The organism is Cupriavidus sp. UYPR2.512, from assembly GCF_000379565.1.
GTDB lineage: Bacteria > Pseudomonadota > Gammaproteobacteria > Burkholderiales > Burkholderiaceae > Cupriavidus.
Map to the genome: position 1 here is coordinate 71296 of NZ_KB902942.1, position 23118 is coordinate 94413.

At 67.7% G+C, this 23118-nt stretch carries 20 protein-coding genes; 2 read left to right on the plus strand and 18 right to left on the minus strand.

Annotated elements, in window-relative coordinates; translation table 11 throughout:
- Window position 1 precedes the first annotated feature (1 nt).
- From sufU to A3A5_RS0112690, 6 genes are read right to left on the minus strand one after another with little or no spacing between them, the layout of a single operon-like run.
- The gene (sufU, locus tag A3A5_RS0112665; protein WP_018310943.1) at window positions 2–448 is read right to left on the minus strand and encodes a Fe-S cluster assembly sulfur transfer protein SufU; all 447 of its coding nucleotides are present in this window, start codon (window positions 446–448) and stop codon (window positions 2–4) included.
- Window positions 448–1716 (minus strand): cysteine desulfurase, encoded by a 1269-nt coding sequence (locus A3A5_RS0112670; protein WP_018310944.1) that lies wholly within the window; start codon window positions 1714–1716, stop codon window positions 448–450. Before A3A5_RS0112670 ends, sufU begins: the two co-directional genes overlap by 1 nt.
- Window positions 1713–3056, minus strand: coding sequence for a Fe-S cluster assembly protein SufD (gene sufD / locus A3A5_RS0112675; RefSeq protein ID WP_018310945.1), 1344 nt, complete (start codon window positions 3054–3056; stop codon window positions 1713–1715). The genes A3A5_RS0112670 and sufD overlap by 4 nt, the downstream gene beginning before the upstream one ends.
- Window positions 3053–3799, minus strand: coding sequence for a Fe-S cluster assembly ATPase SufC (gene sufC / locus A3A5_RS0112680; RefSeq protein WP_018310946.1), 747 nt, complete (start codon window positions 3797–3799; stop codon window positions 3053–3055). Before sufC ends, sufD begins: the two co-directional genes overlap by 4 nt.
- A 53-nt stretch (window positions 3800–3852) precedes the next feature.
- The gene (gene sufB, locus A3A5_RS0112685) at window positions 3853–5301 is read right to left on the minus strand and encodes a Fe-S cluster assembly protein SufB (protein WP_018310947.1); all 1449 of its coding nucleotides are present in this window, start codon (window positions 5299–5301) and stop codon (window positions 3853–3855) included.
- A 31-nt stretch (window positions 5302–5332) separates the two neighbouring features.
- On the minus strand, window positions 5333–5803 hold the full coding sequence (locus A3A5_RS0112690) for an SUF system Fe-S cluster assembly regulator (protein WP_018310948.1): 471 nt from the start codon (window positions 5801–5803) through the stop codon (window positions 5333–5335).
- Window positions 5804–5928: 125 nt separating this feature from the next.
- Between A3A5_RS0112690 and A3A5_RS0112695 the strand changes: the two genes are divergently transcribed.
- Both A3A5_RS0112695 and A3A5_RS0112700 read left to right on the plus strand, forming a co-directional pair.
- Entirely contained in the window at window positions 5929–6639 is a 711-nt protein-coding gene (locus A3A5_RS0112695; protein WP_026200716.1) for an SDR family oxidoreductase, read from the plus strand.
- A 275-nt stretch (window positions 6640–6914) separates the two neighbouring features.
- Window positions 6915–7886, plus strand: a complete 972-nt coding sequence (locus tag A3A5_RS0112700; RefSeq protein WP_018310950.1) for a tripartite tricarboxylate transporter substrate binding protein — start codon at window positions 6915–6917, stop codon at window positions 7884–7886.
- Between the two features lie 4 nt (window positions 7887–7890).
- On the opposite strand, the gene A3A5_RS0112705 is transcribed toward A3A5_RS0112700, so the two are convergent.
- The 12 genes from A3A5_RS0112705 to A3A5_RS0112760 form a co-directional block, all read right to left on the minus strand.
- Complete coding sequence (locus A3A5_RS0112705; RefSeq protein ID WP_018310951.1) at window positions 7891–8796, minus strand: LysR substrate-binding domain-containing protein; 906 nt, start codon at window positions 8794–8796, stop codon at window positions 7891–7893.
- Window positions 8797–8892: 96 nt separating this feature from the next.
- Window positions 8893–10131 (minus strand): amidohydrolase family protein, encoded by a 1239-nt coding sequence (locus A3A5_RS0112710; protein ID WP_018310952.1) that lies wholly within the window; start codon window positions 10129–10131, stop codon window positions 8893–8895.
- A gap of 1 nt (window position 10132) precedes the next feature.
- Window positions 10133–11458 (minus strand): MFS transporter, encoded by a 1326-nt coding sequence (locus A3A5_RS0112715; RefSeq protein WP_018310953.1) that lies wholly within the window; start codon window positions 11456–11458, stop codon window positions 10133–10135.
- A 168-nt stretch (window positions 11459–11626) separates the two neighbouring features.
- The gene (locus A3A5_RS0112720) at window positions 11627–12583 is read right to left on the minus strand and encodes a carbohydrate kinase (RefSeq protein ID WP_018310954.1); all 957 of its coding nucleotides are present in this window, start codon (window positions 12581–12583) and stop codon (window positions 11627–11629) included.
- Between the two features lie 28 nt (window positions 12584–12611).
- Complete coding sequence (pgi, locus tag A3A5_RS0112725; protein ID WP_018310955.1) at window positions 12612–14246, minus strand: glucose-6-phosphate isomerase; 1635 nt, start codon at window positions 14244–14246, stop codon at window positions 12612–12614.
- 24 nt (window positions 14247–14270) lie between these two features.
- Window positions 14271–15767: a glucose-6-phosphate dehydrogenase gene (zwf, locus tag A3A5_RS0112730; RefSeq protein WP_051108519.1), complete on the minus strand. Its 1497-nt coding sequence runs from the start codon at window positions 15765–15767 to the stop codon at window positions 14271–14273.
- 44 nt (window positions 15768–15811) lie between these two features.
- On the minus strand, window positions 15812–16798 hold the full coding sequence (locus A3A5_RS0112735; protein WP_018310957.1) for an ABC transporter substrate-binding protein: 987 nt from the start codon (window positions 16796–16798) through the stop codon (window positions 15812–15814).
- Window positions 16799–16823: 25 nt separating this feature from the next.
- Window positions 16824–17855 carry a ribose ABC transporter permease gene (locus A3A5_RS0112740; RefSeq protein WP_018310958.1) on the minus strand — a complete coding sequence of 344 codons (1032 nt, stop codon included), beginning with the start codon at window positions 17853–17855 and terminating at the stop codon, window positions 16824–16826.
- A gap of 79 nt (window positions 17856–17934) precedes the next feature.
- A complete protein-coding gene (locus A3A5_RS0112745; protein WP_018310959.1) occupies window positions 17935–19497 on the minus strand; it encodes a sugar ABC transporter ATP-binding protein in 1563 nt (520 codons plus the stop codon).
- Window positions 19498–19516: 19 nt separating this feature from the next.
- Window positions 19517–20785, minus strand: coding sequence for an ROK family protein (locus A3A5_RS0112750; protein WP_018310960.1), 1269 nt, complete (start codon window positions 20783–20785; stop codon window positions 19517–19519).
- 193 nt (window positions 20786–20978) lie between these two features.
- Entirely contained in the window at window positions 20979–21902 is a 924-nt protein-coding gene (locus A3A5_RS0112755; RefSeq protein ID WP_198293135.1) for a hypothetical protein, read from the minus strand.
- 247 nt (window positions 21903–22149) lie between these two features.
- Window positions 22150–22989, minus strand: coding sequence for a penicillin-binding transpeptidase domain-containing protein (locus A3A5_RS0112760; RefSeq protein ID WP_026200721.1), 840 nt, complete (start codon window positions 22987–22989; stop codon window positions 22150–22152).
- Window positions 22990–23118: the final 129 nt, after the last annotated feature.

Here is a 23118-nt window from a genome sequence, read left to right on the forward strand (position 1 = left end):
CTTACTCCGTTGAGACCGGCCTGGCGCTGTTCTCCAAAGCGGCTTGCATGGTATGCCAGGCCAGGGTGGCGCACTTCACGCGTGCCGGGAACTCGCGCACGCCGGCCAGGACCTCCAGCTTTCCCATCGGCACCTCGGCCTGCCCCGGCGCTCCGGTGACCAGCGCGTGGAAGCCGCAGAACAAGGCCCGCGCCTGTGCCTCGGTCTTGCCCTTGAGCGCTTCTGTCATCAGCGAGGCTGAGGCGGTGGAGATGGCGCAGCCCGAGCCCTCGAAGCTGGCGTCCTCGATCACCCCATCGCTGATTCTCAGGTACAGCCTCAGCCGGTCGCCGCACAGCGGGTTGAAGCCCTCGGCGCTGCGGTTCGCTGCCGCCAGCCGCCCGAAATTGCGCGGCGAGCGGCTGTGGTCGACGATCACTTCCTGGTAGAGGTTGCGCAGGTCAGACATCAGGCGAATACCTCCTGTGCCGCGCGCACGGCGGCAAACAGTGCATCCACTTCTTCACGCGTGTTGTACAACGCGAAGGAAGCGCGCACCGTGGCAGGCACGCCGAAGCGCTCCATCACCGGCATGGCGCAATGGTGGCCCGCACGGACCGCCACGCCGTGCTGATCGAGGATGGTGCCTGCATCGTGGGGATGGATACCGTCCAGGGTGAACGAGAGGATGCTCGCCCTGTCGGCAGCCGTGCCGATCATGCGCAGGCCGGCGATCCTCGCGGCCTGCGCGCTGGCGTAGGCGAGCAGCGCGTGCTCGTGGGCGGCAATGGCATCCAGGCCGACCGCGCGCACGTACCCGATCGCGGCGCCAAGGGCGATGACGCCGGCGATATTAGGGGTGCCGGCCTCGAACTTGTAGGGAAGCGCGTTGTAGGTGGTCTTGCGGAACGTGACCTCGCGAATCATGTCCCCGCCGCCCTGGTAAGGCGGCATGGCATCGAGCAGCGCGGCCTTGCCGTAGAGCACGCCGACGCCGGTGGGGCCGTATAGCTTGTGCCCGGAGAACGCGTAGAAATCGCAATCGAGGGCCTGTACGTCGACCTTGAGGTGCGGCACTGCCTGGGCGCCGTCGATCAGCACCGGGATGTCCTGGGCATGCGCCAGATCGATGATGTGTCGCACCGGGTTGACCGTGCCAAGCGCGTTGGAGAGGTGCGTCAGCGCGACCAGCCTGGTGCGGGGGCCGAGCAATCGCGCGAACTGTTCCAGCATCAGCTCGCCGGCATCGTTGATCGGCGCCACCTGCAGCAAGGCGCCGGTGCGCTGGCAGGCCAGTTGCCACGGCACGATATTGGAGTGGTGCTCCATCGCGCTGATCAGGATCTCGTCGCCCGGGCGCAGGCGCTGGCCGAAGCTTGCCGCCACCAGGTTGATCGCCTCGGTGGTGCCGCGCACGAACACGATTTCCTCGCGCCCGGCCGCGTTGATCAAGTCTCGCACTGCGTCGCGCGCGGCCTCGTAGGCATCGGTGGCGCGCTGGCTCAGGGTATGCACGCCGCGGTGGATATTGGCGTTGAGCGCGCCATAGTAGCGCGCTTCGGCATCGATCACGCTTTGCGGCTTTTGGGTGGTGGCGGCGTTGTCCAGATAGACCAGCGGCTTGCCGTTGACGGTCTGGCGCAGGATCGGGAAATCCTGCCGCAGCCGCTCTACCTCCAGGCTGGCGACCGGCAAGGCGTGCTCCACTGCCATCGACTCATGCGCTGCCGTGTTCATGGCACCTCCTTCACGGGTGCCGGCAGCCGGCCGCGCAGGAGCGTTTCCAGCCGCGTGCGCAATGGGGCCGGGCCGAGCCGTCTGACTACCTCTTCGGCGAAGGCAAAGGTCAGCAGCGCACGCGCCGCGGCATCGTCCATCCCGCGCGAGCGCAGGTAGTAGATCTGCTCGGGATCGAGCTGGCCTACGGTGGCGCCGTGGCTGCACTTGACGTCGTCGGCATAGATCTCCAGTTGCGGCTTGGTGTCGACCTCGGCGTTGTCGGACAGCAGCAGGTTGCGGTTGGACTGATGCGCGTCGCTGTGCTGGGCATCGGCATGCACCACCACCTTGCCATTGAAGACGGCGCGCGCGGCGCCCGCGAGCACGCCTTTATAGAACTCGCGACTCTTGCTGTGCGGGCTGGCGTGGTCGATGCGGGTGTGGTGGTCGATATGCTGTCGCCCGCCGCTCATGTACAGCCCGTCCAGCGAGCACTCCGTATGCTCGGCATTCAGCCCGACTTCGATGTCGACCCGCGCCAGGGCGCCGCCCAGGGCAAAGGAGCTGGACGCGCAGCGGCTGCCACGCTGTTGGTCCAGCTTCACGCCGGCGACATGGAAGGCCTTGAGGCTCTCCTGCTGCAGCTTGTGATGTTCGACCTGCGCATCGCGCTCGGCAACGATGTCAGTGATGGTATTGGTGCAATAGCCCAGGCCATCCAGGCCCGCGTGGTGCTCCACGATGCAGACCTGGCTGCCGGCTTGCGCCACCACGAGGTTGCGCGCATGGGTTGCCAGCTCGCCAGCCGTGGCGAGGAACAGCAAGTGGATCGGCTGTTCGGAGACGGTTCCGGCCGCCAGGCGGATATAGGCACCGTCGGTCATGAACGCCATGTTCAAGGCGGCAAAGCCGGACGCAAAACCGGACGGGTAGTCGCTTGCGCGACGCGTGAGCAGCGCTTCCAGGCAGTCTGGTGCGCGCTCCAGCGTGGCGGCCAGGCTGGCGAGCTCCATGCCCGCAGGCAGGGCGTCGACGCGCGACCATTGCGGCTGGTGCGCGCCATTGACGAATACCAGCAGATGCGCGCCGGCTAGGGCAAGCGCCTCGATCTGTGCTGCCACCGCAGGGTCCAGGCCGGCGCCGGCCTGCGGCAGTGCCACGGCAAAGCGGCTTCTCTCGAGTGCGGCCACGCTGGTGTACTTCCAGTCCTCCTGGCGCAGCGTGGGGAACCCGGCCTGGGCGAAATGATCCAGCGCCTGCCGGCGCGCGTGCGCAAGCCAGCCCAGGTGGTGGCCGGGCAACGCGGCCTCGACGCGGGCGAACTCGGCGAGATAGTGCTCCAGTCCGCTTGCGCTCATGTTGAAGACTCCATCCCGGCATAGCCGTGCCGCTCCAGCTCGCGCGCCAGCTCGGGCCCGCCGGACCTGGCGATGCGGCCTTGCGCCAGCACGTGAACCTGATCCGGCACGATGTAGTCGAGCAGGCGCTGGTAGTGCGTGACCAGCACAATCGCGCGTTGCGGGCTGCGCATGGCCTCGATGCCCCTGGCGACGATCTTGAGTGCGTCGATGTCGAGGCCAGAGTCAGTCTCATCGAGAATGGCGAGCCGCGGCTCCAGCACCGCCATCTGCAGGATCTCGTTGCGCTTCTTCTCGCCGCCGGAGAAGCCCTCGTTCACCGATCGGTAAAGCAGGTCCTGGTCCATTTCCATGAGGCGGAGCTTGTCTTTGACCAGGGCGAGAAAATCCATGGCGTCCAGCTCTGGCTGACCGCGGTGCTTGCGGATCGCGTTGAGCCCCGCCTTGAGCAGGTAGATATTGGAGACGCCGGGGATTTCCACCGGATACTGGAAGGCGAGGAAGATGCCCGCGCGGGCGCGCTCTTCCGGCGGCATGCCAAGCAGGCTGGTGCCGTCATAGATGACTTGGCCCTCTGTCACGGTAAAGCGGTCGCGCCCGGCCAGTACGTGGGCCAGGGTGCTCTTGCCCGAACCGTTGGGGCCCATGATGGCGTGCACCTCGCCGGCCTTCACGCCGAGGTCGATGCCGTGCAGGATGGGCTTGTCGTCTACGCTGACATGCAGCTTGCGAATCTCAAGCATGGCTGGCTTCTTTCATCCGATGCGGCCCGCGGCGCGCGCCGTGCGCGCCACCCTTACCCGATGCTGCCTTCCAGGCTCACGCCCAGCAGCTTCTGGGCTTCCACCGCGAATTCCATCGGCAGCTCCTTGAATACTTCCTTGCAAAAGCCGTTCACGATCATCGAAACGGCATCCTCTGCGCTGACCCCGCGGCTCTGGCAATAGAACAACTGGTCCTCGCCGATGCGCGAGGTGGAGGCCTCGTGCTCGACCTGGCCGGTGGCGTTCTTTACCTCGATATAAGGGAAGGTGTGGGCGGCGCATTTGTCGCCCAGCAGCAGCGAATCGCACTGCGAGTAGTTGCGCGCGCCGACCGCGCTGCGGGCAACCTTCACCAGCCCGCGGTAGGCATTCTGGCCGTGCCCGGCCGAGATGCCCTTGGAAAGGATGGTGCTCCTGGTGTTTTTGCCGAGGTGCGTCATCTTGGTCCCGGTGTCGGCCTGCTGGTAGTGGTTGGTCAGTGCGACGGAATAGAACTCGCCGACCGAGTCGTCACCCTGCAGGATCACGCTCGGATACTTCCAGGTGATGGCGGAGCCGGTCTCTACCTGGGTCCATGAAATCTTCGAGCGCGCGCCGCGGCAGTCACCGCGCTTGGTGACGAAGTTGTAGATGCCGCCCTTGCCGTCCTTATCGCCCGGATACCAGTTCTGCACGGTCGCGTACTTGATCTGTGCGTCTTCCAGCGCGATCAGCTCCACCACCGCGGCATGCAGCTGGTTCTCGTCGCGCATCGGCGCGGTGCAACCTTCCAGGTAGCTGACGTAAGCGCCCTGGTCGGCGATGATCAGGGTGCGTTCGAACTGGCCGGTGTTGCGGGCATTGATGCGGAAGTAGGTCGACAGCTCCATCGGGCAGCGTACCCCGGGTGGGATATAGCAGAACGAGCCGTCGCTGAACACGGCGGAGTTGAGCGTGGCGAAAAAGTTGTCGGTATAGGGCACAACCGAGCCGAGATACTGCTGCACCAGCGCCGGATGCTCGCGCACCGCCTCGGAAAAAGAGCAGAAGATGATGCCGAGTTCGCCCAGTTTCTGCTTGAAGGTGGTGGCCACCGAGACGCTGTCGAATACCGCATCCACCGCCACGCCTGCCAGCAGCTCACGCTCGTGCAGCGGCACGCCCAGCTTTTCGTAGGTGCGCAGCAACTCCGGATCGACCTCGTCCAGCGTCTTCGGTCCGGCCTTCTGGGAGCGCGGCGCCGCATAATAGGCGATCGCCTGGTAGTCGATGGGCGGGTGCCTGACCGTCGCCCAGTGCGGCTCGGACATCGTCAGCCAGTGGCGGAAGGCCTTGAGACGCCACTCCCGCATGAATTCCGGCTCGCCCTTGATGGCCGAGATCATGCGGATCACGTCCTCATTCAGCCCGCACGGTACCGTGTCCGTCTCCACGGGCGTGTAGAAGCCATGCTTATAGCCTTGGCTGATCAGTTCGTCGAGCTTGCGTGCCGGGGTTGCCATGTTCTGCCTTCGCTTGCCACTGTCACCTGAATCACCGGATGTCAGCTTGCGGCCCGTTGGTGCGTCGGGCGTGCAAGGCGCCGATATCCACCGGGTGCAATACCGGTTGCGCCATATCTGCCAGCGTCACGCGATTCAGTGCGCTAAAGATGACTCGATTGATCGATTGCCAGTTGGCGCGGATGGCGCACAGGCCTTCCTGCGCACACAGGCCGGCAGCGACACTGCACTCGGTCATGCCGGCCGGGCCTTCCATGGCGTCAATCACCTGTGCGATCGAGATCTGTTCCGGCGGCCGCGCCAGCAGATAGCCGCCATTGGCGCCGCGCAATGACTCCAGCAAGTGGTGTCTTGCCAGCAACTTCAGAATCTTGCTTGCCGTCGGAACCGTCACGCCGATCGCGGCGGCGACTTCGGAGGCACTGTAGATTCGGCCCGGGTTTCGCGCCAGGTGCGTCATGATCACCGTGCCATAGTCGGTCAGCTTGCTGAGTCTGAGCATTGTCGCCACCAGTATTTGTTAATTAGAACCAATCCGGTCCTCATTTGTTCCGGCGAATCCGCTGACACAAGGTCGCAGTCAACGGTGTATAGATGATTATCGGCGCCAGCGGGGAGGACTCAGGCATGGTCAACCAACCCATTACCGTCATCACCGGCGCGAGCCGCGGCCTGGGCCGCGCAGCAGCGCGCCGTCTGGCCACCGTTGAAGGCCATCTGGTCGTTGCCACGGCGCGCCAGCCAACGGACCTCGCGGCGCTTGAGACAGAGCTGCGGCTTGCGGGGCATCCGATTGCATGCCGTCCCCTTGACGTCACGGAGGAAGGCTCGGCGGCCGCGCTGGCCAGCTGGCTGACCGAACGCTTCGGTCGCGTGGATGTGCTGGTCAACAACGCTGGTGTTTCACTCGATCACTACAGCACCAGCCTGCTCGAACTTCCGCTCGAGATCCTGCACCGCACCCTGGAAACCAATCTGTTCGGCGTGCTGCGGACTACCCAGGCGTTGGCGCCGCTGCTGCGCGCCAGCGGCGCCGGCCGGGTGGTCAACCTGGCTTCGGGCATGGGACAGCTGGCGGAGATGGGCAGCGGCGTGCCAGCCTACCGAATCTCGAAAACGGCGCTGAATGCCGTCACGCGCATCCTGGCCGCCGAGATGGCCGATAGCGGCGTCAAGGTCAACTCGGTGTGCCCCGGCTGGTGTCGCACCGACCTGGGCGGCCCCGATGCGCCGCGCTCACCGGAGCAGGGCATCGACACTGTGATCTGGCTGGCAACGCTGCCCGACGATGGCCCCACCGGTGGCTTCTTCCGCGATCGCCAGCCGATTCCGTGGTAGCCCCGGCGGGTTGGCGGCAGCCGCGTCGAAGGCGTCGTGCATCAAGTCGCGCGCGTGGACGTCTATCTGCCGAAGACTGGCGCCGGCCCACTGACGACCGGGCTGTGACGCGCTCGGGCATGCGCCGCGGGCGGCTGTCCGCACATACCCTCGGTTGACGGGATAATTTATGTGCGTAAAATATAATTCACAACCATGAATAATGGCAGGTGCCAGCCAGGCGCTGGCCATGCCGGCGCAGGCTTTCTGCCACCGCCGTCCAGGAGACAACCCCGATGAAACCGAACTCGCGCCGCCGCCTGATGCTGTGCGCCGCCATGCTGGGCGCGATGCCCGCGCTGGCCTGGAGTGACACCTATCCCAGCAAGCCGATCCGCATGGTGGTGCCGTTTGCGCCAGGCGGGGCCACCGATGTGGTGGCGCGGCTGATTTCGCAGAAGCTGGGCGAAGCGCTCAAGCAGTCCGTGGTGGTGGAAAACCGCCCCGGCGCCAATGGCATCATCGGCACGGACATCGTGGCGCGCGCGGCGCCGGACGGCTACACGCTGCTGCTGAACAGCGCCGGCGCGCAGACCCTCAGCCCGGTGCTGTACAAGGCGGGCTATGAGCCGCTGAAGAGCTTTGCGCCGGTCTCGCAGATCAGCAATATCGGCTTCGTGATGGTGGTCCACCCGTCGGTGCCGGCCAAGACCGTGCAGGAGTTCGTGGCGCTGGCCAAGTCGAAGACGAAGCCGCTGAGCCTGTCGGCCGGCAGCAGCATGATCGAGCTGATCGGCGCCACCTTCAAGTCCGCGGCGGGCACGCCGGACGTTGTCAGCGTGTCTTACCGCGGCACCGGGCCGCAGATGCAGGCGGTGGTGGCGGGCGAGGTCGACATGACCATCGACCCGTTCAACGGCATGGCGATGATCAAGGCCGGCAAGCTGCGCCCGCTGGCGGTGTTCGCATCCAAGCGCTCGCCGGCGCTGCCGGATGTGCCGACCATGCATGAGGCCGGCTATGACGGCATGGCCTTCAATTCCTGGGCAGGCCTGCTGGCCCCGGCCGGCACGCCCAGGGAGATCGTCACGCGGCTGAACCAGGAAGTGAACCGCATCCTGGCGCAGCCCGAGATCAAGCAGCGCCTGGCAGCGATCGACTATGAGGTGGTGGGTGGCACGCCGGAGCAGTTCGCCGCGACCATTGCCGAGGATGCCGCGCGGTGGGTCAAGATCGTCAAGGATACGAACTACAAGGCGGGGTCGTGAGGGCTCAGGCTGGTGCAGCCGTCGCCTGCCGCACCAGCCAGCTGCGGAACGCGCGCGCCGCGGCCGGTTCCATCCGGTCGCGCGGCCACACCGCGTAGTAGCCGCCGCCCAGGCTGGCGCTGGCCTCGCTGGCGCGCACCAGCAGGCCTTCGCGCAGGCAGGCGTCGATCATATGGCGCCAGCCCAGCACAATGCCCTGGCCTTCCATGGCCAGCTGCAGCAGGATCGGGTACTGGTTGGAGGTCAGCACGTTGCGCGGCGTGGCGTCAGGCAGGCCGTGGTGGGCCAGCCAGGTCCGCCAGGACATCCACTGGCGCTGGCCGTCGTCGATCGTCAGCAGCGTTTCGTTGACCAGCGCAGACGGCGCCAGCGTGCGCCCGTTCAGATAACCGGGTGCACATACCGGGAACACCTCTTCGCCATACAGCCGTCGCGCCGCCAGCCCGGGCGGCGGGCCTTCACGCAGGTAGTACATGCCGATATCGAACTCCGCCGGCGACAGCGACGCCAGGCTGTCGTTGACGGTCAGGCGCAGCTGGATCTCGGGGTGCGCCTCGCGGAACGAAGCCAGCCGCGGCGTCAGCCACAGCACCGCCACGCCGGTGGAGCTGGCCACCGTCAACGCGCTATGGCTGCGCACCTTCATCACGTCTTCGGTGGCCTCGGCGCAGCCCACCAGCAGCCGCTGCACCACCTCGGCATAGCGCTGGCCGCTGACGGTCAGGCGCAGCGCGCGCGGTTCGCGGATAAAGAGCTTGCGCCCGAGAAAGCGTTCAAGCTGGGCCACCTGGCGGCTGATCGCGCTTTGCGTCAGGTGCAGCTCGGCCGCGGCGCGGGTGAAGCTGCCGTGCCGCATGGCGGCTTCAAAGGCGACCAGGTTGGGCAGGGGCGGGAGCGGGGAAATGCGCATGGGGGCTTCTGGTCGGAGATGCCTCCATGATAGACCGCAGGCGCAGGCCAGCGGGCAGGGGCGCCGCCCGGATCGTCCGGGCGGCGGCATGCCGGATCAGCCGGCGCGGCGATGGATGCGGCCGGCCTGCATCACCACGCTCAGGCGCTCGCCCTGGCCTGCGATCAGGCCGATATCGGCCAGGGGGTTGCCGTCGACCAGCAGCAGGTCGGCCAGCGCGCCGGCGCGCACGGTGCCGAGTTCGCCTTCGCGCTGCAGGATGGCGGCGGCGATCGAGGTGGCCGAGCGGATTGCTTCCAGGTTGCCGAGCAGCTCGGCGCGGATGCGGAACTCTTCGGACTGGTGGTCGTGCATCTCGCCCAGCAGGTCCGAGCCATAGCCCATCGGCACGCCGGCATCGCCATAGATGCGCAGCGAGTCGCGGCCGGCCTGGCGCACGGTCTCGATCTTGGCTACCGAGTCGGGCGGCAGGCCCAGGCGGGCGCCGTCGCGCGCAAGCGCGTCGTAGGTGACCAGTGTCGGCACGACAAAGGCGCCGTGCTTGCGCATCTCGTCGGCGGCAGCACGGTCGACCAGGTTGCCGTGCTCGATGGTGCGTACGCCGCAGCGCACCGCGCGCGTGATGGCGCGGCCGGTGTAGGCGTGGGCCATCACATAGGTCTGCGCGGCTTCGGCTTCGGCCACGATCGCGCGGATCTCCTCTTCGCTGTACTGGGTGTTGCCGATCGGGTCGGTGGGCGAGGCCACGCCGCCCGAGGCCATGATCTTGATCTGGTTGGCGCCCTTCTGGATTTCTTCGCGCACGGCCAGCCGCACCGCGTCGACGCCATCCACCACGCGCGCGATGGCGCCGGCGCGGAAGGCGCACGAACAGGGCTCCAGCACATCCGAGCGCGGACGGAAATCACCATGGCCGCCGGTCTGCGACAGCGCCTTGCCCGACGCAAAGATGCGCGGGCCCGGCACCAGCCCGGTGGCAACCGCCTGCGACAGGCCCCAGTCGGCGCCGCCGGCATCGCGCACGGTGGTGAAGCCGCGCTCCAGCATGCGCTGCATGATCGGCAGCGCGCGGATCGCCACCAGCACATTGGGCTGCACCGCGTTCAGGCCGAGATTGGCCAGCGAGGCCAGCACATGCACGTGGCAGTCGATCAGGCCAGGCATCACGGTCTTGCCGCGCGCGTCAATGCGCTGTGCGTTGGGGGCGTCGACGGCCGGGCCGACCGCGGCAATCCGGTCGCCTTCGACCAGGACGTCGTGGCCGCGCAGCAGCTCGCCCGTGCCGGGTTCGAGCACATCGCCGCCGTGGAAAAGGATCTGGGAACTCTGGGACATGTCAGCGTTGTTGCAGGTAGGAAGGTTCGCGCACGAAGCGGGTGCCGGCCAGGCTGATGGCGGCGGCAATCATCACGTAGATGGCCGGGGCCATGCTGCTGCCCGTGGTGGCGATCAGCCAGGTGATGATGAACGAGGCAAAGCCGCCGAAGATCGTCACCGCGAAGTTGTAGGCCACCGACAGGCCGGTCGACAGCACGCGTGCCGGGAACAGCTCGGAGAAGGCCGCCAGGATCGGGCCGGTATAGGTGGCGATCAGTACGCCGAACACCAGCTGGAACACCAGCAGCGAAGCCAGGCCGGGCGTGTGGTTGATGTACGCGAACATCGGCCAGGCCAGCACCAGGATCAGCAGCGCCGAGCCGCTCAGCAGCACGCGCCGGCCGATGCGGTCTGCCAGCAGGCCCACCAGCGGCGCGAACACCATGATGGCGCTGCCGCCTGCCATGCCGGCGATAAAGCCATCGGCCTGCGGCACCTTCAGCACCTTGACGGCGTAGGTCGGCATGTAGAACAGCAGCACATAGGTGCACACCGTCCACAGGATCACCATCGAGAAGCTGGCCAGGGTTTCGCCCGGGTAGGCCTGCACGATTTCCTTGAGCGGTGAATCGGCGCGCTCGGCGTTGTCGCGGAAGGTCGGGGTTTCATCCAGGTGGTGGCGGATGTAGTAGCCCACCGGGCCGATCACGATGCCCAGCAGGAACGGCAGGCGCCAGCCCCAGCTGTTGAGCGCCTCGGTGCTCAGCGAACTGGTGACGAAGGTGCCCACCGCGGCGCCCAGCAGCACGGCCACGCCGATGCTGGCCTGGATCCAGCTGGAGTAGTAGGCACGCTGGCGCGCCGGGGCGTACTCAGTCAGGAAGGCGGTGGCGCCGCCCATCTCGCCGCCGGCGGAGAACCCCTGCATCAGGCGCGCGACCACGATCAGCAGCGGGGCGAAGATGCCGACCTGGTCATAGGTCGGCGCCATGCCGATCAGCGTGGTGCCCAGCGCCATCAGCAGGATGGTCAGCGACAGTGCTGCCTTGCGGCCGACGCGGTCGGCGTAGATGCCCAGCACGATGCCGCCCACCGGGCGCATGAAGAAGCCCACGCCGAAGGTGGCCACGGCCAGGAGCAGCGAGCTGAGGTCGTCGCCGGTGGGAAAGAACAGCCTGGCGATGATGACCGCGAAGAAGCTGTAGACGGTGAAGTCGAACCACTCCAGGCCGTTGCCGATCACCGTGGCGATGATGGCGCGGCGGCGCTGGCTGGGCTGGATGGCGGGCGCCGCAGGCGCTGCCGGGGTGTAGGGTGCGCTCGACGGCGCAGCACTGTTTGGCATCGGTCCTCCTCCTCTGTGTCAGCTGCCGGGGGCAAGGGCCGGTGTCGTCCAGAGCCGGCCTGGCAGATGATGCAGCTGATGTTAGGAGAAGGCGGGGCGCGAACGTTAGCGATATCTCCGCATGAATGCATGCGCGTGGCGCATGGGTCGGGTACGGCGCGCGCTTCTTTACGATCGGGCTGCGGCTGCGGTCGCCGGCGTTCCTGCCGCAGGTGTAGCTGCCAATATCGCATCCACTTCCCGCCGCAATGGCGGATACGCGCCCGCACGCGTCGCGGCTACCGCTGCCGCCGCCGCAGCCATGCGCGCCTGCGCGGCAAGGTCGAGGGTGGCATCGCCCAGCACAGCGGCCATCCAGCCACCCATGGCCGCGTCGCCGCAGCCCACGGTATCGACAACATCAACCCGCATCGCCGCCTGCTCGATGACGGCACCACCCTTGAGCAGGGTCATGCCGTGCGCGCCGCGCGTCAGCATCACGGTGGCATCCGGCGCCATCGCCAGTACCCGCGCCAGCGCGGCGCCGGTGTCGAGCGCCGGGAACAGCCCGGCCAGGTCTTCATCGGAAATCTTGATGTAGGTGGCCAGTCCCAGCATATGGGCCAGCACCTCCTGGTAGCCGGGCGTGCGCATCAGGTCGCGGTAGTTGGGGTCGAAGGCGATGCGCTTGCCGGCGCGCGCGGCCTGCGTGGCCTCCTCGCACAGCCGTGCCGCCAGCGGCTGGCGCACCAGGCTGATCGATCCGAAATGAACCACCTGCGCGGCCTGCCGCCAACCAGCCGGCAGGCGTGCCGGATCGAAATGCAGGTCAGCGCTGTCGTCGCCGACAAAGAAGTACTGCGGCGGATGGCGCGAGGCCACAAAGGCCAGGAACGGCGAGCGCGCCACCCGCTGCAGGAAACGGCGGTCCAGGCCGGCGTCAGCGCTGGCCTGCGCCAGGTCATCGCCGAACAGGTCCTGGCTGACGGCTCCCGCAAAGGCGGTCGCAATGCCCAGCCGGGCGCCCACGCGCGCCACGTTCCAGCATGATCCGCCGGGCAGGCCCAGCCAGCTGCCGTCGGCCTGGCGGACCATGTCGGTCAGGGCTTCGCCGAACACGACATAGCGGGGAAGGGGCGCGGACATTGGGGTCTCCTGTGTTGTCTGCTGCGGGTTAGCTTGCGGCCGTTGCCCGCACTGCCCGGGCGCGCCGGATCAGTGCGGCGGTCGAGGCATCATGCGCGGCGGCTGCGGCCGTGCCTTCCAGTTCGCGCTGGATCGGCGCGGCCAGCTTCTTGCCGAGTTCCACGCCCCACTGGTCAAACGAATTGATCTGCCACAGCGCACCCTGCACCAAGGTGCGGTGTTCCGACAACGCCAGCAGCGCACCCAGGTGGTACGGGTCCAGCCGCTGCAGCAGCAGCGTATTGCTGGGCCGGTTGCCCTCGAACACCAGATGCGGCACCAGCGCCTCGTCACCAACGCCCTCCGCGCGCACTTCGTCGGCGGTACGCCCGCGCAGCAGCGCCTCGCCCTGCGCAAAACAGTTGGCCAGCAGCTTGGTATGGTGGCCGGGCAAGTCGCTTACTGGTTCCAGCGTGGCGATGAAGTCTACCGGAACCAGTTGCGAGCCCTGGTGCATCATCTGGAAGTAGGCGTGCTGGCCGTTGGTGCCGGTGGTGCCCCACACCACCGCGGCCGAGCCCGCATCGAGGGCGCCGCCGTCAAGCCGGACGGACTTGCCGTTGCTTTCCATTTCCAGTTGCTGCAGGAAGGCCGGCAGCAGTTCCAGCGGCTCGCAGTAGGGCGCCACGCAGCGGCTGCCGGCACCGAGGAAGCTGCGGTACCAGACGTCGAGCAGGCCCAGGATCATCGGCAGGTTGCGCTCGGGCGATGCGCTGGCGAAATGCAGGTCCATCGCGCGCGCGCCGTCCAGCAATTGCCGGAAGCGCTCGAAGCCGATGGCCACGGCGATCGACAGCCCCACTGCGGACCACAGCGAGAAGCGCCCGCCCACCCAGTCCCAGAACGGGAACATATTGGCCGGGTCGATACCGAATTCGGCCACCGCGTCGCGGTTGGTCGACACCGCCACGAAATGCCGCGCCAGCCCGGCACGGGTCACGCCTTGCTGCCGGAACCAGTCGCGCGCGGTGCAGGCGTTGGCCATGGTTTCCAGCGTGGTGAAGGTCTTGGAGCAGACGATCACCAGCGTGGTGGCGGCATCCAGCCCGGACAGCGTGCGTGCCAGATCGCTGCCGTCGACATTGGCGACAAAGTGCATGCGCGGGCCAGTGGTCTGCGCGCCTGCCAGGGCGCGGCAGACCATGCGCGGGCCCAGGTCCGAGCCGCCAATGCCGATATTGACGATGTCGGTGATCGCGCGGCCATCGGACCCGGTCCAGGCGCCGCTGCGCACCGCGCCGGCAAAGCGCTCGATCTGTGCCAGCACCGCGGCGACATCCGCGCCCACGGGCACGCCGAGCGCGCGATAGCCATCCTCTGGATAGGCGCGCAGCGCGATATGCAGTGCGGCGCGGTGCTCGGTGGTGTTGACCGGTTCGCCGCAGAACATGGCGTCACGCCGCTCGGCCACGCCTGCCTGGCCAGCCAGGGTGAACAGCAACGCCAGCGTTTCGCCGGTGATGCGGTTCTTGGCGTAGTCCAGCGTCAGGCCGCAGGCTTCGGCGGTGAAGCGCTCGGCGCGCAGCAGGCCGCGGGGGCCGTCGAACCAGTCGCGCATATGGGTGCCGCGCAGGGTGTCGGCGTGCGCGCGCAGGGCTTGCCAGGCGGGTAGGGAAGTGGTCATCTCGGATACTCCGCGATACGTGGGCTACATCTCTTCATGCCAGGCCATGCTGTCTCGCGACAGCAGGGCGCTCGAGGCCGCCGGGCCCCAGGTGCCGGCGGTGTAAGGCTTGGGCGGCGCGGGGGAGTTCTCCCATGTCTTCAGGATGGGCGCGACCCAGCGCCACGCCTGCACTTGCTCATCGCGCCGCACGAACAGGCCCAGCCGGCCGCGGATCACGTCGAGCAACAGGCGCTCGTACGCGCCCACGCGCCGCACACGGGGAGCGGCAGTGTTCAGCTGCAGGTCGAGGGAGGCGGGAATCAGTGCCTGCGTGTCGCCCGGCTGCTTGGTCAGGAAGTACAGCCGGATGCTTTCCTCGGGCTGCAGCGTGATCACCAGCCGGTTGCCGGACATGACCCCCAGCGGATGCGGAAACAGCGGGTAGGGGACGTCGTGGAAATGGATCACGATCTCCGCCACGCGCGACTGCATGCGCTTGCCGGTGCGCAGGTAGAACGGCACCCCGGCCCAGCGCCAGTTGGCGATCTCGGCGCGGATGGCGACGAAGGTCTCGGTGCGGCTGTCGGTCGCGATGCCGGGCTCACTGGCATAGCCGGGCACCGGGTCGCCGCCCGCGGCGCCACGGGAGTACTGTCCGCGCACCACCTTCTCGGCCACGTCTTCCGGCCGGATCGGCCGCAGCGCCTTCAGGATCTTGAGCTTCTCATCGCGGATGGCGTCTTCCGACAGGCTCGTGGGCGGCTCCATCGCGACCATGCACAGCAGCTGCAGCAGGTGGTTCTGCACCATGTCGCGCAGTGCGCCGATGCCGTCGTAGAAGTTGCCGCGGCGCTCCACGCCCAGCTCTTCGGCGATGGTGATCTGCACCTGCCGCACCCATTCGCGCCGCCACAACGGCTCGAACAGCACGTTGCCAAAGCGCACCGCCATCAGGTTCTGCACCGACTCCTTGCCCAGGTAGTGGTCGATCCGGTAGATCTGGTCCTCGGCAAAGTGCCGCGCCACTTCGGCGTTGATGGCCTCGGACGAGGCCAGGTCGTGCCCGAGCGGCTTTTCCAGCACGATGCGGCTGCGCTGGCCGGTCAGGCCCACGCGCGCCAGTTGCTCGCAGATGGTGACGAACAGGTGCGGGGCCGTGGCCAGGTAGAACACCACCACCGGCGCCGCGCGCGCATTGACCAGCTCGGCCAGCGCATCGAAGCCGGAATCGGCGTTGGCATCCACCTGCAGGTACAGGATCCGCTCGAGAAAACCCTGCCACGCCGCCGCCGCGGCGTTGCCCGCCAGCGCTGGCAGCACTTCATCGTCGAGCATCGCCAGGTAGGCGTCATGCGACAGCGGCTGGCTGCCCAGGGCCAGGATGCGCCCGCGCGGATGCAGCGAGCCGGCGGCGTGGGCATCGAACAGCGCCGGCAGCAGCTTGCGCCGCGCCAGGTCGCCGGTGGCGCCGAACAGTATGAAATCGAACTCCGGGGCAGGTTCAGGCACCGGAGCGCCGGCAGGGTGGCTAGCCATCATGGTTCAGAAAACAGAGAAAAGGGTGGAGGGGCCGGCCATGCCGCTTACCGCGGCGCGGCCCAGCCCTTGTACTGGCCGACATTGGCGCGCGTCACCAGCGTGGACGGCAGCAGCACGGTCGGGTTGGGCGGGCGCTGGCCATTCATCATGCCCACGCCCAGCTGCACCGCAGTGCGGGCAATGGCCCACGGGTCCTGGCTGGCCGAGGCCTGCACCAGCGTGTCGGCCTTGAGCGCCGCCTCGATGTCAGGCGCGCCGTCGACCGAGGCAATCACGATGCCGCGGCGGTTGAGCTGGCGCGCGGCCAGGTCCGCGCCCACGGCCTGCGGGTCGTTGATGGTGAAGACCGCATCCACCTTGGGAAAACGCGTCAGGTACAGCTGCATCACGTTCAGCCCGCCTTCGCGGGAGCCCTTGGCATCCTGGTCGTCGGACAGGATGCGAATATCGGGGTGGCGCGCCAGCACGGTCTTGCAGCCCTTGACCCGGTCCAGCACTGCCGACACCGGCGGGCCGTTCTGGATGATGACGTTGCCGCGGCCCTTGAGCCGGTCGGCGATAAAGCCGCAGGCGAGTTCGCCGGCCTGGGTGTTGTCGGTCTGCACGGTGGCATCGGCGCCGGCGGCGGCCACATCGACCGCCACCACCACGATGCCGGCCTTGCGCGCCTTGCGTACCGCCGGCTCGATGGCGCGGGCGTCGGCGGCGTTGATCAGGATCAGGTCGACGCCGGCGACGATAAAGCTGTCGATGTGCATGAACTGCTTGTTCAGGTCGTAGTCCGCCGACAGCACGGTCACCTTTACCTTGGGGTTGACCTGCAGGGCGGCGGCCTCGGCGCCGCGGGCCAGTGCGACGAAGTACGGGTTGCCCAGCGAGCCCAGCGTCACGCCGACTTTCTTCAGCGGTCGTTGCGCAGTCTGGGCGCCTGAAGCCGGCGCGGCCGGCGCGGGCGTCTGTGCCAGGGCGGGCAACGCGCACAGCGCTGCCAGCACGCCCGCGGCCAGGGCCTTGAGGATGGGTTGGATCACGGTCTGTCTCCTGTGCGGCCGCATTTCAGGTACGGGCAGAGCCCTTCTGGCGATAGCGGTCGAGCGCGACCGCGCCGATGATCACCAGGCCCTTGATGATGTATTGCCAGATATCCGAGACGCCCAGCAGGATCAGCCCGTTGGACAGCACCGCAATGATCAGCGCGCCCACCAGCGTGCCGGCAATCGATCCGACCCCGCCGACAAAGCTGGTGCCGCCCAGGATCACCGCGGCGATCGCATCCAGCTCATAGGACTGTCCCAGCTGCAGCCCGTTGGCCGCATACAGCCGCGACGCCGACATCACGCCGCCCAGCCCCGACAGCAGGCCCGACACCGCATAGACGAACAGCAGCACCACCCACACCTTGATGCCCGACAGGCGCGCCGCCTCGGCATTGCCGCCGACCGCGTAGATCTGCAGCCCCAGCACCGTGCGGCGCAGCACCAGCCACGACACCGCGACCACCGCAAAGGCAATCACCACCAGCCAGGGGATACCCAGCAGGTCGCCGTTGCCGACAAAGGCGAACGAGATATCCGGGTTGTAGACCGTGCTGTCGTTGCCGACCAGCCGCGCCAGCCCGCGCACCGCGGTCAGGCTGCCCAGCGTCACGATGAACGGCGGCAGCTTCATGAAGGCGATCAGCGCACCGTTGGCCAGTCCGAACAGCAGCCCGCACAGCAGCGCTGCCGGCACGCTCAGCGCCGCCAGTTGCGGCATCAGCGAGACCAGCATCGCCACCACCGCCGACACCGACAGGATCGACCCCACCGACAGGTCGATGCCGCCGGTCAGGATCACGAAGGTCATGCCGGCGGCCAGCACCAGGTTGATCGACGCCTGCTGGGCGATGATCGACAGGTTCTGCAGGCTGGCGAAGTTCTCGGTCAGCAGCGTGAAGCCCAGGCAGAGCAGCACCAGCACCGGCAGCATGCCGAGTGCGCGCAGCCGTTCCTGCGTGGTGGCGCGTCCGGTGGCGCGCGCCAGCGGGGCGGCGGCCTGGGCGGTGGCGCCATGGGCCGCTTGGGCCGTGGATGAGAGGGGATTGCGCATAAGTGTCTCCTGATGCTGCGAGGCGGGATGCCGCGCCGGCGCGGCCGTTCTTTGCCGGCCTGTACGGGAATTCAGCGGTTCAATGCAGGACCGGGGGCGGTTGCTCGCCGGCGCCGGTCGCCAGCGCAATGATCTGTTCCTGCATGGCGGCGGCATCGGCGCAGCCCGGCACTTCGCCGGCCAGCTCGCCTTCGCGCATCACCAGCACGCGGTCGCACAGGCCGACCACCTCGGGCAGTTCGCTGGAAATCATCAGCACCGCCACGCCGGAGCGCGCCAGCTCGTTGATGAGCCGGTAGATCTCGGCCTTGGCGCCGATATCCACGCCGCGCGTGGGCTCGTCCAGGATCAGCACGCGCGGCCGGGTTTCCAGCAGCCGCGACAGCATCACCTTCTGCTGGTTGCCGCCGGACAGAGATCCCACGTTGACCTGCGGGTGTGCCACGCGGATGCCGAGCGAGCAGATCGCCGCGGCCGTGCGCTGGCGCGCGCTGGCGCGGTTCAGGCGCCCGCCGCGCAGCGCATCGCGCGCGGCCACGATCAGGTTGATGTTCTCGTGCACGCTCTGGTCCAGGAACAGGCCCTGCAGCTTGCGGTCTTCGGTCAGGTAGGCAATGCCGGCATCGATCGCCTGGCGCGGGCCGGTGACGGCCAGCGGCGTGCCGGCCACGAACACGGCGCCATCGGTGCGGGCGTCGGCGCCGAAGACCAGCCGCGCCAGCTCGGTGCGCCCGGCGCCCACCAGCCCGGCCAGCCCCAGCACCTCGCCGGCGCGCAGGTCGAAGCTGCAGCCGCGCACGCGCCGGCCGTCGGACATATTGCGCACCGACAGCATGATCTCGCCCGGCGCGGTCTCGCCATGGGTCTTGGTGTAGAAGCCGGACAGGTCGCGCCCGACCATCATCTTGACCAGCGCCGCCTGTGTCAGCGCCGCACGCGTGAGCATGCCGACAAAGCAGCCGTCGCGCAGCACGGTGACGCGGTCGGCCAGCTCATCGATCTCCGCCATGCGGTGGCTGATGTAGATGATGGCCATGCCTTCGGCGCGCAGCTGGCGGATCAGCGCGAACAGGCGGTCGGTCTCGCGGGTGGACAGCGGCGTGGTGGGCTCGTCCATCACCAGGATGCGGGCCTTGAAATGCACTGCGCGGGCGATCTCCACCAGCTGGCGCTGCGCGATCGACAGCGAATGCACCGGCGTCTGCGGCGTGAAGTCCGCGCCCAGCCGCGCCAGCGTGGCCTCGCAGGCGCGCGCCATGGCGGCGCGGTCGACCATGCCGCGGTGGTGCAGGTGGCGGCCCAGGTAGATGTTCTCGGCCACGCTCAGGTTGGGCGCCAGGCTCAGCTCCTGGTAGATCACGGCCACGCCGTGGGCGCGCGCCGTGGCCGGCCCGTCGATGGCCACCGGCTCGCCCGCGATGCGGCACTCGCCGCCGGGGTCGGCGATATAGGCGCCGGACAGGATCTTCATCAGCGTGGATTTGCCCGCGCCATTTTCGCCCATCAGGGCATGGACTTCGCCGGCGTAGACGGTCAGCTCCATGTTGCTGAGCGCCTTCACGCCGGGGAAGGTCTTGGAGATATTGCACAGTTCGAGCAGCGGGGCGGGGCCCGCATGGCCGCCATGCAGGTGCGCCGGCATGGGCGAGGGACGCGGTGCTTCAGACAATGGCATGGCTGGCCTCCGGAACGATGGCAGACGCACCCCGTAGCAGTTCGGCGCGTGGCGAGAAGTTCATGAACATCGGCAGCGAGGCGGCACCCACCGCGCCGGCGTTGGCGCCAAAGCAGCCGCGCACCACGGTGGCGGGCGCGCGGGCTTCGGGGGCGCTTTCCTCCAGCGCCTGCTGCAGGCGCGCGATCAGCGTGGCGACCAGGCCGCCGTCGATATCGGCATCGAAGATCACCAGCGGCACGTCGAGCACGGCAAGCGCGGACTGCAGCGCAGGCGCCAGCGCATCGACGCAGTCGGCAATCCATTCCTCGACCGCGGGGTGGCCCAGCTCGACCTGGCGCTGCAGGTCGGCATGGCCGTTGACCACCACGCCGTGGTGGCGCAGGTGGCGGGTCAACGCGTTGAGCGACGCACGCGAAATCAGGATGTCGCGCCGCTTGCCGGTGCCCGCGGCACCCGGCGCGGAAGACAGCGCGCTGGGCGGCACCGGCATCATCGCGATATCGCCGGCATTGCCGGAGACACCGCGCACGCAGTCGCCATTGAGCACCACGCCGCCGCCGATGGCGGGGCCAAGGAAGACATAGAGAAAATGCTGGGCATGGTGGCGCCCGTAGAACAGCTCAGCCACCGCGGCGGCGGTGCCGTCGTTCTCGCCGAAGACCGGCAAGCCGGTGGCGGCGTTGAGCATCGCCGGGAAGTCGGCCTGGTCCCAGGCGCGGAAGCTTGCCTGGAAGGCTTCGCCCTGTACGTCCAGTTCGCGCAGCCAGGCACCCAGGTTATAGGGCTGCGCCACGCCGATGCCCAGCAGGCGCTTCTGTTCGGCGGGGGTGAGGAGGGCGCGCAGCTCGGCAATGTCGTGCCGCACCATGTCCAGCGCCTGGTCGGGGTGGGGCAGGACCAGCTGGTGGGCGCGGCTGGCCAGGATATGGCCGGCAAAGTCCACCATCACCACCTCGATGCTGCCGCGGTCCAGCCGTACGCCAATGCCGAAGGCGCCCTTGGGCTGCAGCCGGATCAGGCTGGCGGGCTGGCCGCGCTGGCCTTCTGTGCGGCGTCCGGACTGCTCGACCAGGCCTTCCTCGGACAGGGTCTGCACGATGCTGCCCACCGCGGTATTGGTCAGTTGCGCCATCCGCGCCAGGTCAGCCTTGGAGGCCTCGCCGGCACGGCGCAGCGCCAGCAGTAGCGCGCGTTCGTTGTAGAGGCGCAGGCTGGCGGAATTTACGCCACGGCCCGCTTTGGATGCGGTCATCTTGTCTCCGTCCGCTATTAATTAATTCACGTTGAATTAAATGATATGGGAGCGCAGAACTCAACCACGGGGAAACCCGGAGGGCGGATGCGCCGTCCGCGTGATAAGTGATTTTAATTCCACTTCAGTGACTAGGAAGCGGAAGCGGCGGTCCCCCAGCAGGGGACCGCCAGGGGATTGCCCGAGAGTGGGCTTATTGTTTTGACATCTGCATGGTGAAATACCCGCCGGTCCCGGTGCTGCCGGCCATCACCAGCGTGCGTGCATAGCGCGTGCTGTTGCTCACGATGATGCTGCCGTCGGCCGGCATCAGGCGGATCGCGGCAAAGCCGTTGTGCGGCACGCCGGTCGACAGCGCGCAACCGGTGCTGCCCGGCTGCGTGGAGTTTTCGGCAAATATCCTGACCGCATACAGGTTCGTCGCCGATCCCGGGGTGGCAAGTGTTGCCGTGCCCTGCAGGTCGCAGATGCGGGTGCCGCTGGTATAGGTGCCGGTGACATTGCCCGCGTCGTCGATCTGCATGGCAAAGCCGCCTTGCGTCCAGTTGCCGGCGATGGCAGCCTGGTCCACGGCCAGCGCGTTGGACGGATCATAGGTACCGGATAGCGCATTGGTAACGTTGTTTGGCGTGGTGACGAAATTGCCGTCAAAGCGCTGGCTCGGGGTAATGGTGCCGGCCCCGGTGGCCGGGTTGACAAAGCCGGTCTCGTAAAGCGTGCCGGGGCCCAGCGTCCAGGTCGAACCAGAGAACTGGAACGCGCCTCCCAGCACGCCCGTCAGTCTCGCGTGCACGAACTTGCCGCTGTTGTCGACCAGCGTGGCGTTCATGGCGCCGACCCAGAGACCTTCGCTGCCATCGCCGACCGCTGCCGTCGAGCCCGGTTGCGGTGTGCTCAGGCTCGGCAGCAGTTCGCCAACGGGTGCAGGTTGCGGTGCCGGAGCGGGCGAGGGCTCAGGCTTTGGGCCAGGCGCCGGTGCCGGTGCCGGTGCGGGACTATTTTCAGACGGTGGCGTTTGTGCCGCCGGTGTGCTCGTCGCATCGTCCCCGCCGCCGCCACAGGCGGCCAGCAGCGCGATTGCCGACAGCAGGGCTGCCGGCATTGCTATTTTTCTCATTGGATTTCACCTCCGGATGGTGGGAAAGGTCTTGCTGTCCCGTTGCATGCAGGCGCCGGCAGATCCCACTACGGATTGGTTGCGTCGGGCGACGCGGTGGGACATGCCGACCGGCCTAAAACTATCGATCCGGGGTCGGCAGGTAAATCAGACGGATCTGAAATATGGAGGGGAAATTGCGTAGATGGAGAGTCTGAGGGCGGTGACTGCAGAGCGGCCGCGCGTGCGGCGGCCGCCTTTGGAAGCGTCAGTCCGGCAATGCCCCCGCCTGGCGCAGCGCCGCGCGCGCAATCTCCATGCGCGCCTTGGCGTGCTCGGGCCGCAGCATGTCGAGATTGAGCGCAAACAGGTAGTCGTCGTCGCCACGCTCGACCCAGCCCACCAGCCAGCCCACTGCCGGCCTGGCCGAATCGGCCCAGCCGGTCTTGGCGTGCAGGGTGTAGGCGGCGGTGCGCTCCATCACCGTGATGTCGTCCACGGCGTTGAAGGTGGTTGGCGAGAACGGCAGCGTGCGTTGCACCACGCCCTTCAGGAAGTCGATCTGCTGGTAGGCGGAGATCTGCAGCGTGCCGTTCAGCCAGAAGCGGTCGACCCGGCCGGAACTGTTGGCATTGCCATAATGCGACGCAGTCAGGTAGCGCTGGTAGGCCGCGCTGCCAACCCGCCGCGCCAGCGCCTGGTAGGCCGGCACGCAGGAATTGGGGAAGGCGACGCGCAGCGGCACGTCAGCGTTGCAGGCGTCGGGCAGGATGGCCTTGCCGCCGACCAGCCAGACCTTGCCGTCCCACGGCAGCTTGTCATGATCGACGTCAGCCACGGCGCCGCTCTCCAGGCCGATCATCGAGTTCAGGATCTTGAAGGTCGACGCCGGCGAGTACTGCGTGGCCGCCCGCGGCTTGTTGTAGGTCAGCATGCGGTCGCGCCGCAGGTCGTAGATCACCATGGTGCCGGTGGTATCGGCCTGGCGGAACAGCGCCGCGGCATCCAGCGGGACTTCTTTCGGTGCCGCCAGGGCGGGCAGGGTGGAGGCAAGCAGGCCGAGGCCGATCGCCATCGGTGTCAGCAAACGCGCAAGGTGATTGTTCATGGCTGTGCAGATGAGTTGAGGGGATGGCAATCCGGGCCCGGACCGTGGTGCGCAGCATAGGAGAGCGCCCGGGTAACGCCAACCGCGCTGCCTGTAACTTGCGTAACATGACGGGCACCGCCTGCGCTT

Coding starts and splice junctions, on each gene's coding strand:
- sufU (WP_018310943.1), bottom strand. CDS start 448: ATGTCTGACCTGCGCAACCTCTACCAGGAAGTGATCGTCGACCACAGC.
- A3A5_RS0112670 (WP_018310944.1), bottom strand. CDS start 1,716: ATGAACACGGCAGCGCATGAGTCGATGGCAGTGGAGCACGCCTTGCCG.
- sufD (WP_018310945.1), bottom strand. CDS start 3,056: ATGAGCGCAAGCGGACTGGAGCACTATCTCGCCGAGTTCGCCCGCGTC.
- sufC (WP_018310946.1), bottom strand. CDS start 3,799: ATGCTTGAGATTCGCAAGCTGCATGTCAGCGTAGACGACAAGCCCATC.
- sufB (WP_018310947.1), bottom strand. CDS start 5,301: ATGGCAACCCCGGCACGCAAGCTCGACGAACTGATCAGCCAAGGCTAT.
- A3A5_RS0112690 (WP_018310948.1), bottom strand. CDS start 5,803: ATGCTCAGACTCAGCAAGCTGACCGACTATGGCACGGTGATCATGACG.
- A3A5_RS0112695 (WP_026200716.1), top strand. CDS start 5,929: ATGGTCAACCAACCCATTACCGTCATCACCGGCGCGAGCCGCGGCCTG.
- A3A5_RS0112700 (WP_018310950.1), top strand. CDS start 6,915: ATGAAACCGAACTCGCGCCGCCGCCTGATGCTGTGCGCCGCCATGCTG.
- A3A5_RS0112705 (WP_018310951.1), bottom strand. CDS start 8,796: ATGCGCATTTCCCCGCTCCCGCCCCTGCCCAACCTGGTCGCCTTTGAA.
- A3A5_RS0112710 (WP_018310952.1), bottom strand. CDS start 10,131: ATGTCCCAGAGTTCCCAGATCCTTTTCCACGGCGGCGATGTGCTCGAA.
- A3A5_RS0112715 (WP_018310953.1), bottom strand. CDS start 11,458: ATGCCAAACAGTGCTGCGCCGTCGAGCGCACCCTACACCCCGGCAGCG.
- A3A5_RS0112720 (WP_018310954.1), bottom strand. CDS start 12,583: ATGTCCGCGCCCCTTCCCCGCTATGTCGTGTTCGGCGAAGCCCTGACC.
- pgi (WP_018310955.1), bottom strand. CDS start 14,246: ATGACCACTTCCCTACCCGCCTGGCAAGCCCTGCGCGCGCACGCCGAC.
- zwf (WP_051108519.1), bottom strand. CDS start 15,767: ATGATGGCTAGCCACCCTGCCGGCGCTCCGGTGCCTGAACCTGCCCCG.
- A3A5_RS0112740 (WP_018310958.1), bottom strand. CDS start 17,855: ATGCGCAATCCCCTCTCATCCACGGCCCAAGCGGCCCATGGCGCCACC.
- A3A5_RS0112745 (WP_018310959.1), bottom strand. CDS start 19,497: ATGCCGGCGCACCTGCATGGCGGCCATGCGGGCCCCGCCCCGCTGCTC.
- A3A5_RS0112750 (WP_018310960.1), bottom strand. CDS start 20,785: ATGACCGCATCCAAAGCGGGCCGTGGCGTAAATTCCGCCAGCCTGCGC.
- A3A5_RS0112755 (WP_198293135.1), bottom strand. CDS start 21,902: ATGAGAAAAATAGCAATGCCGGCAGCCCTGCTGTCGGCAATCGCGCTG.
- A3A5_RS0112760 (WP_026200721.1), bottom strand. CDS start 22,989: ATGAACAATCACCTTGCGCGTTTGCTGACACCGATGGCGATCGGCCTC.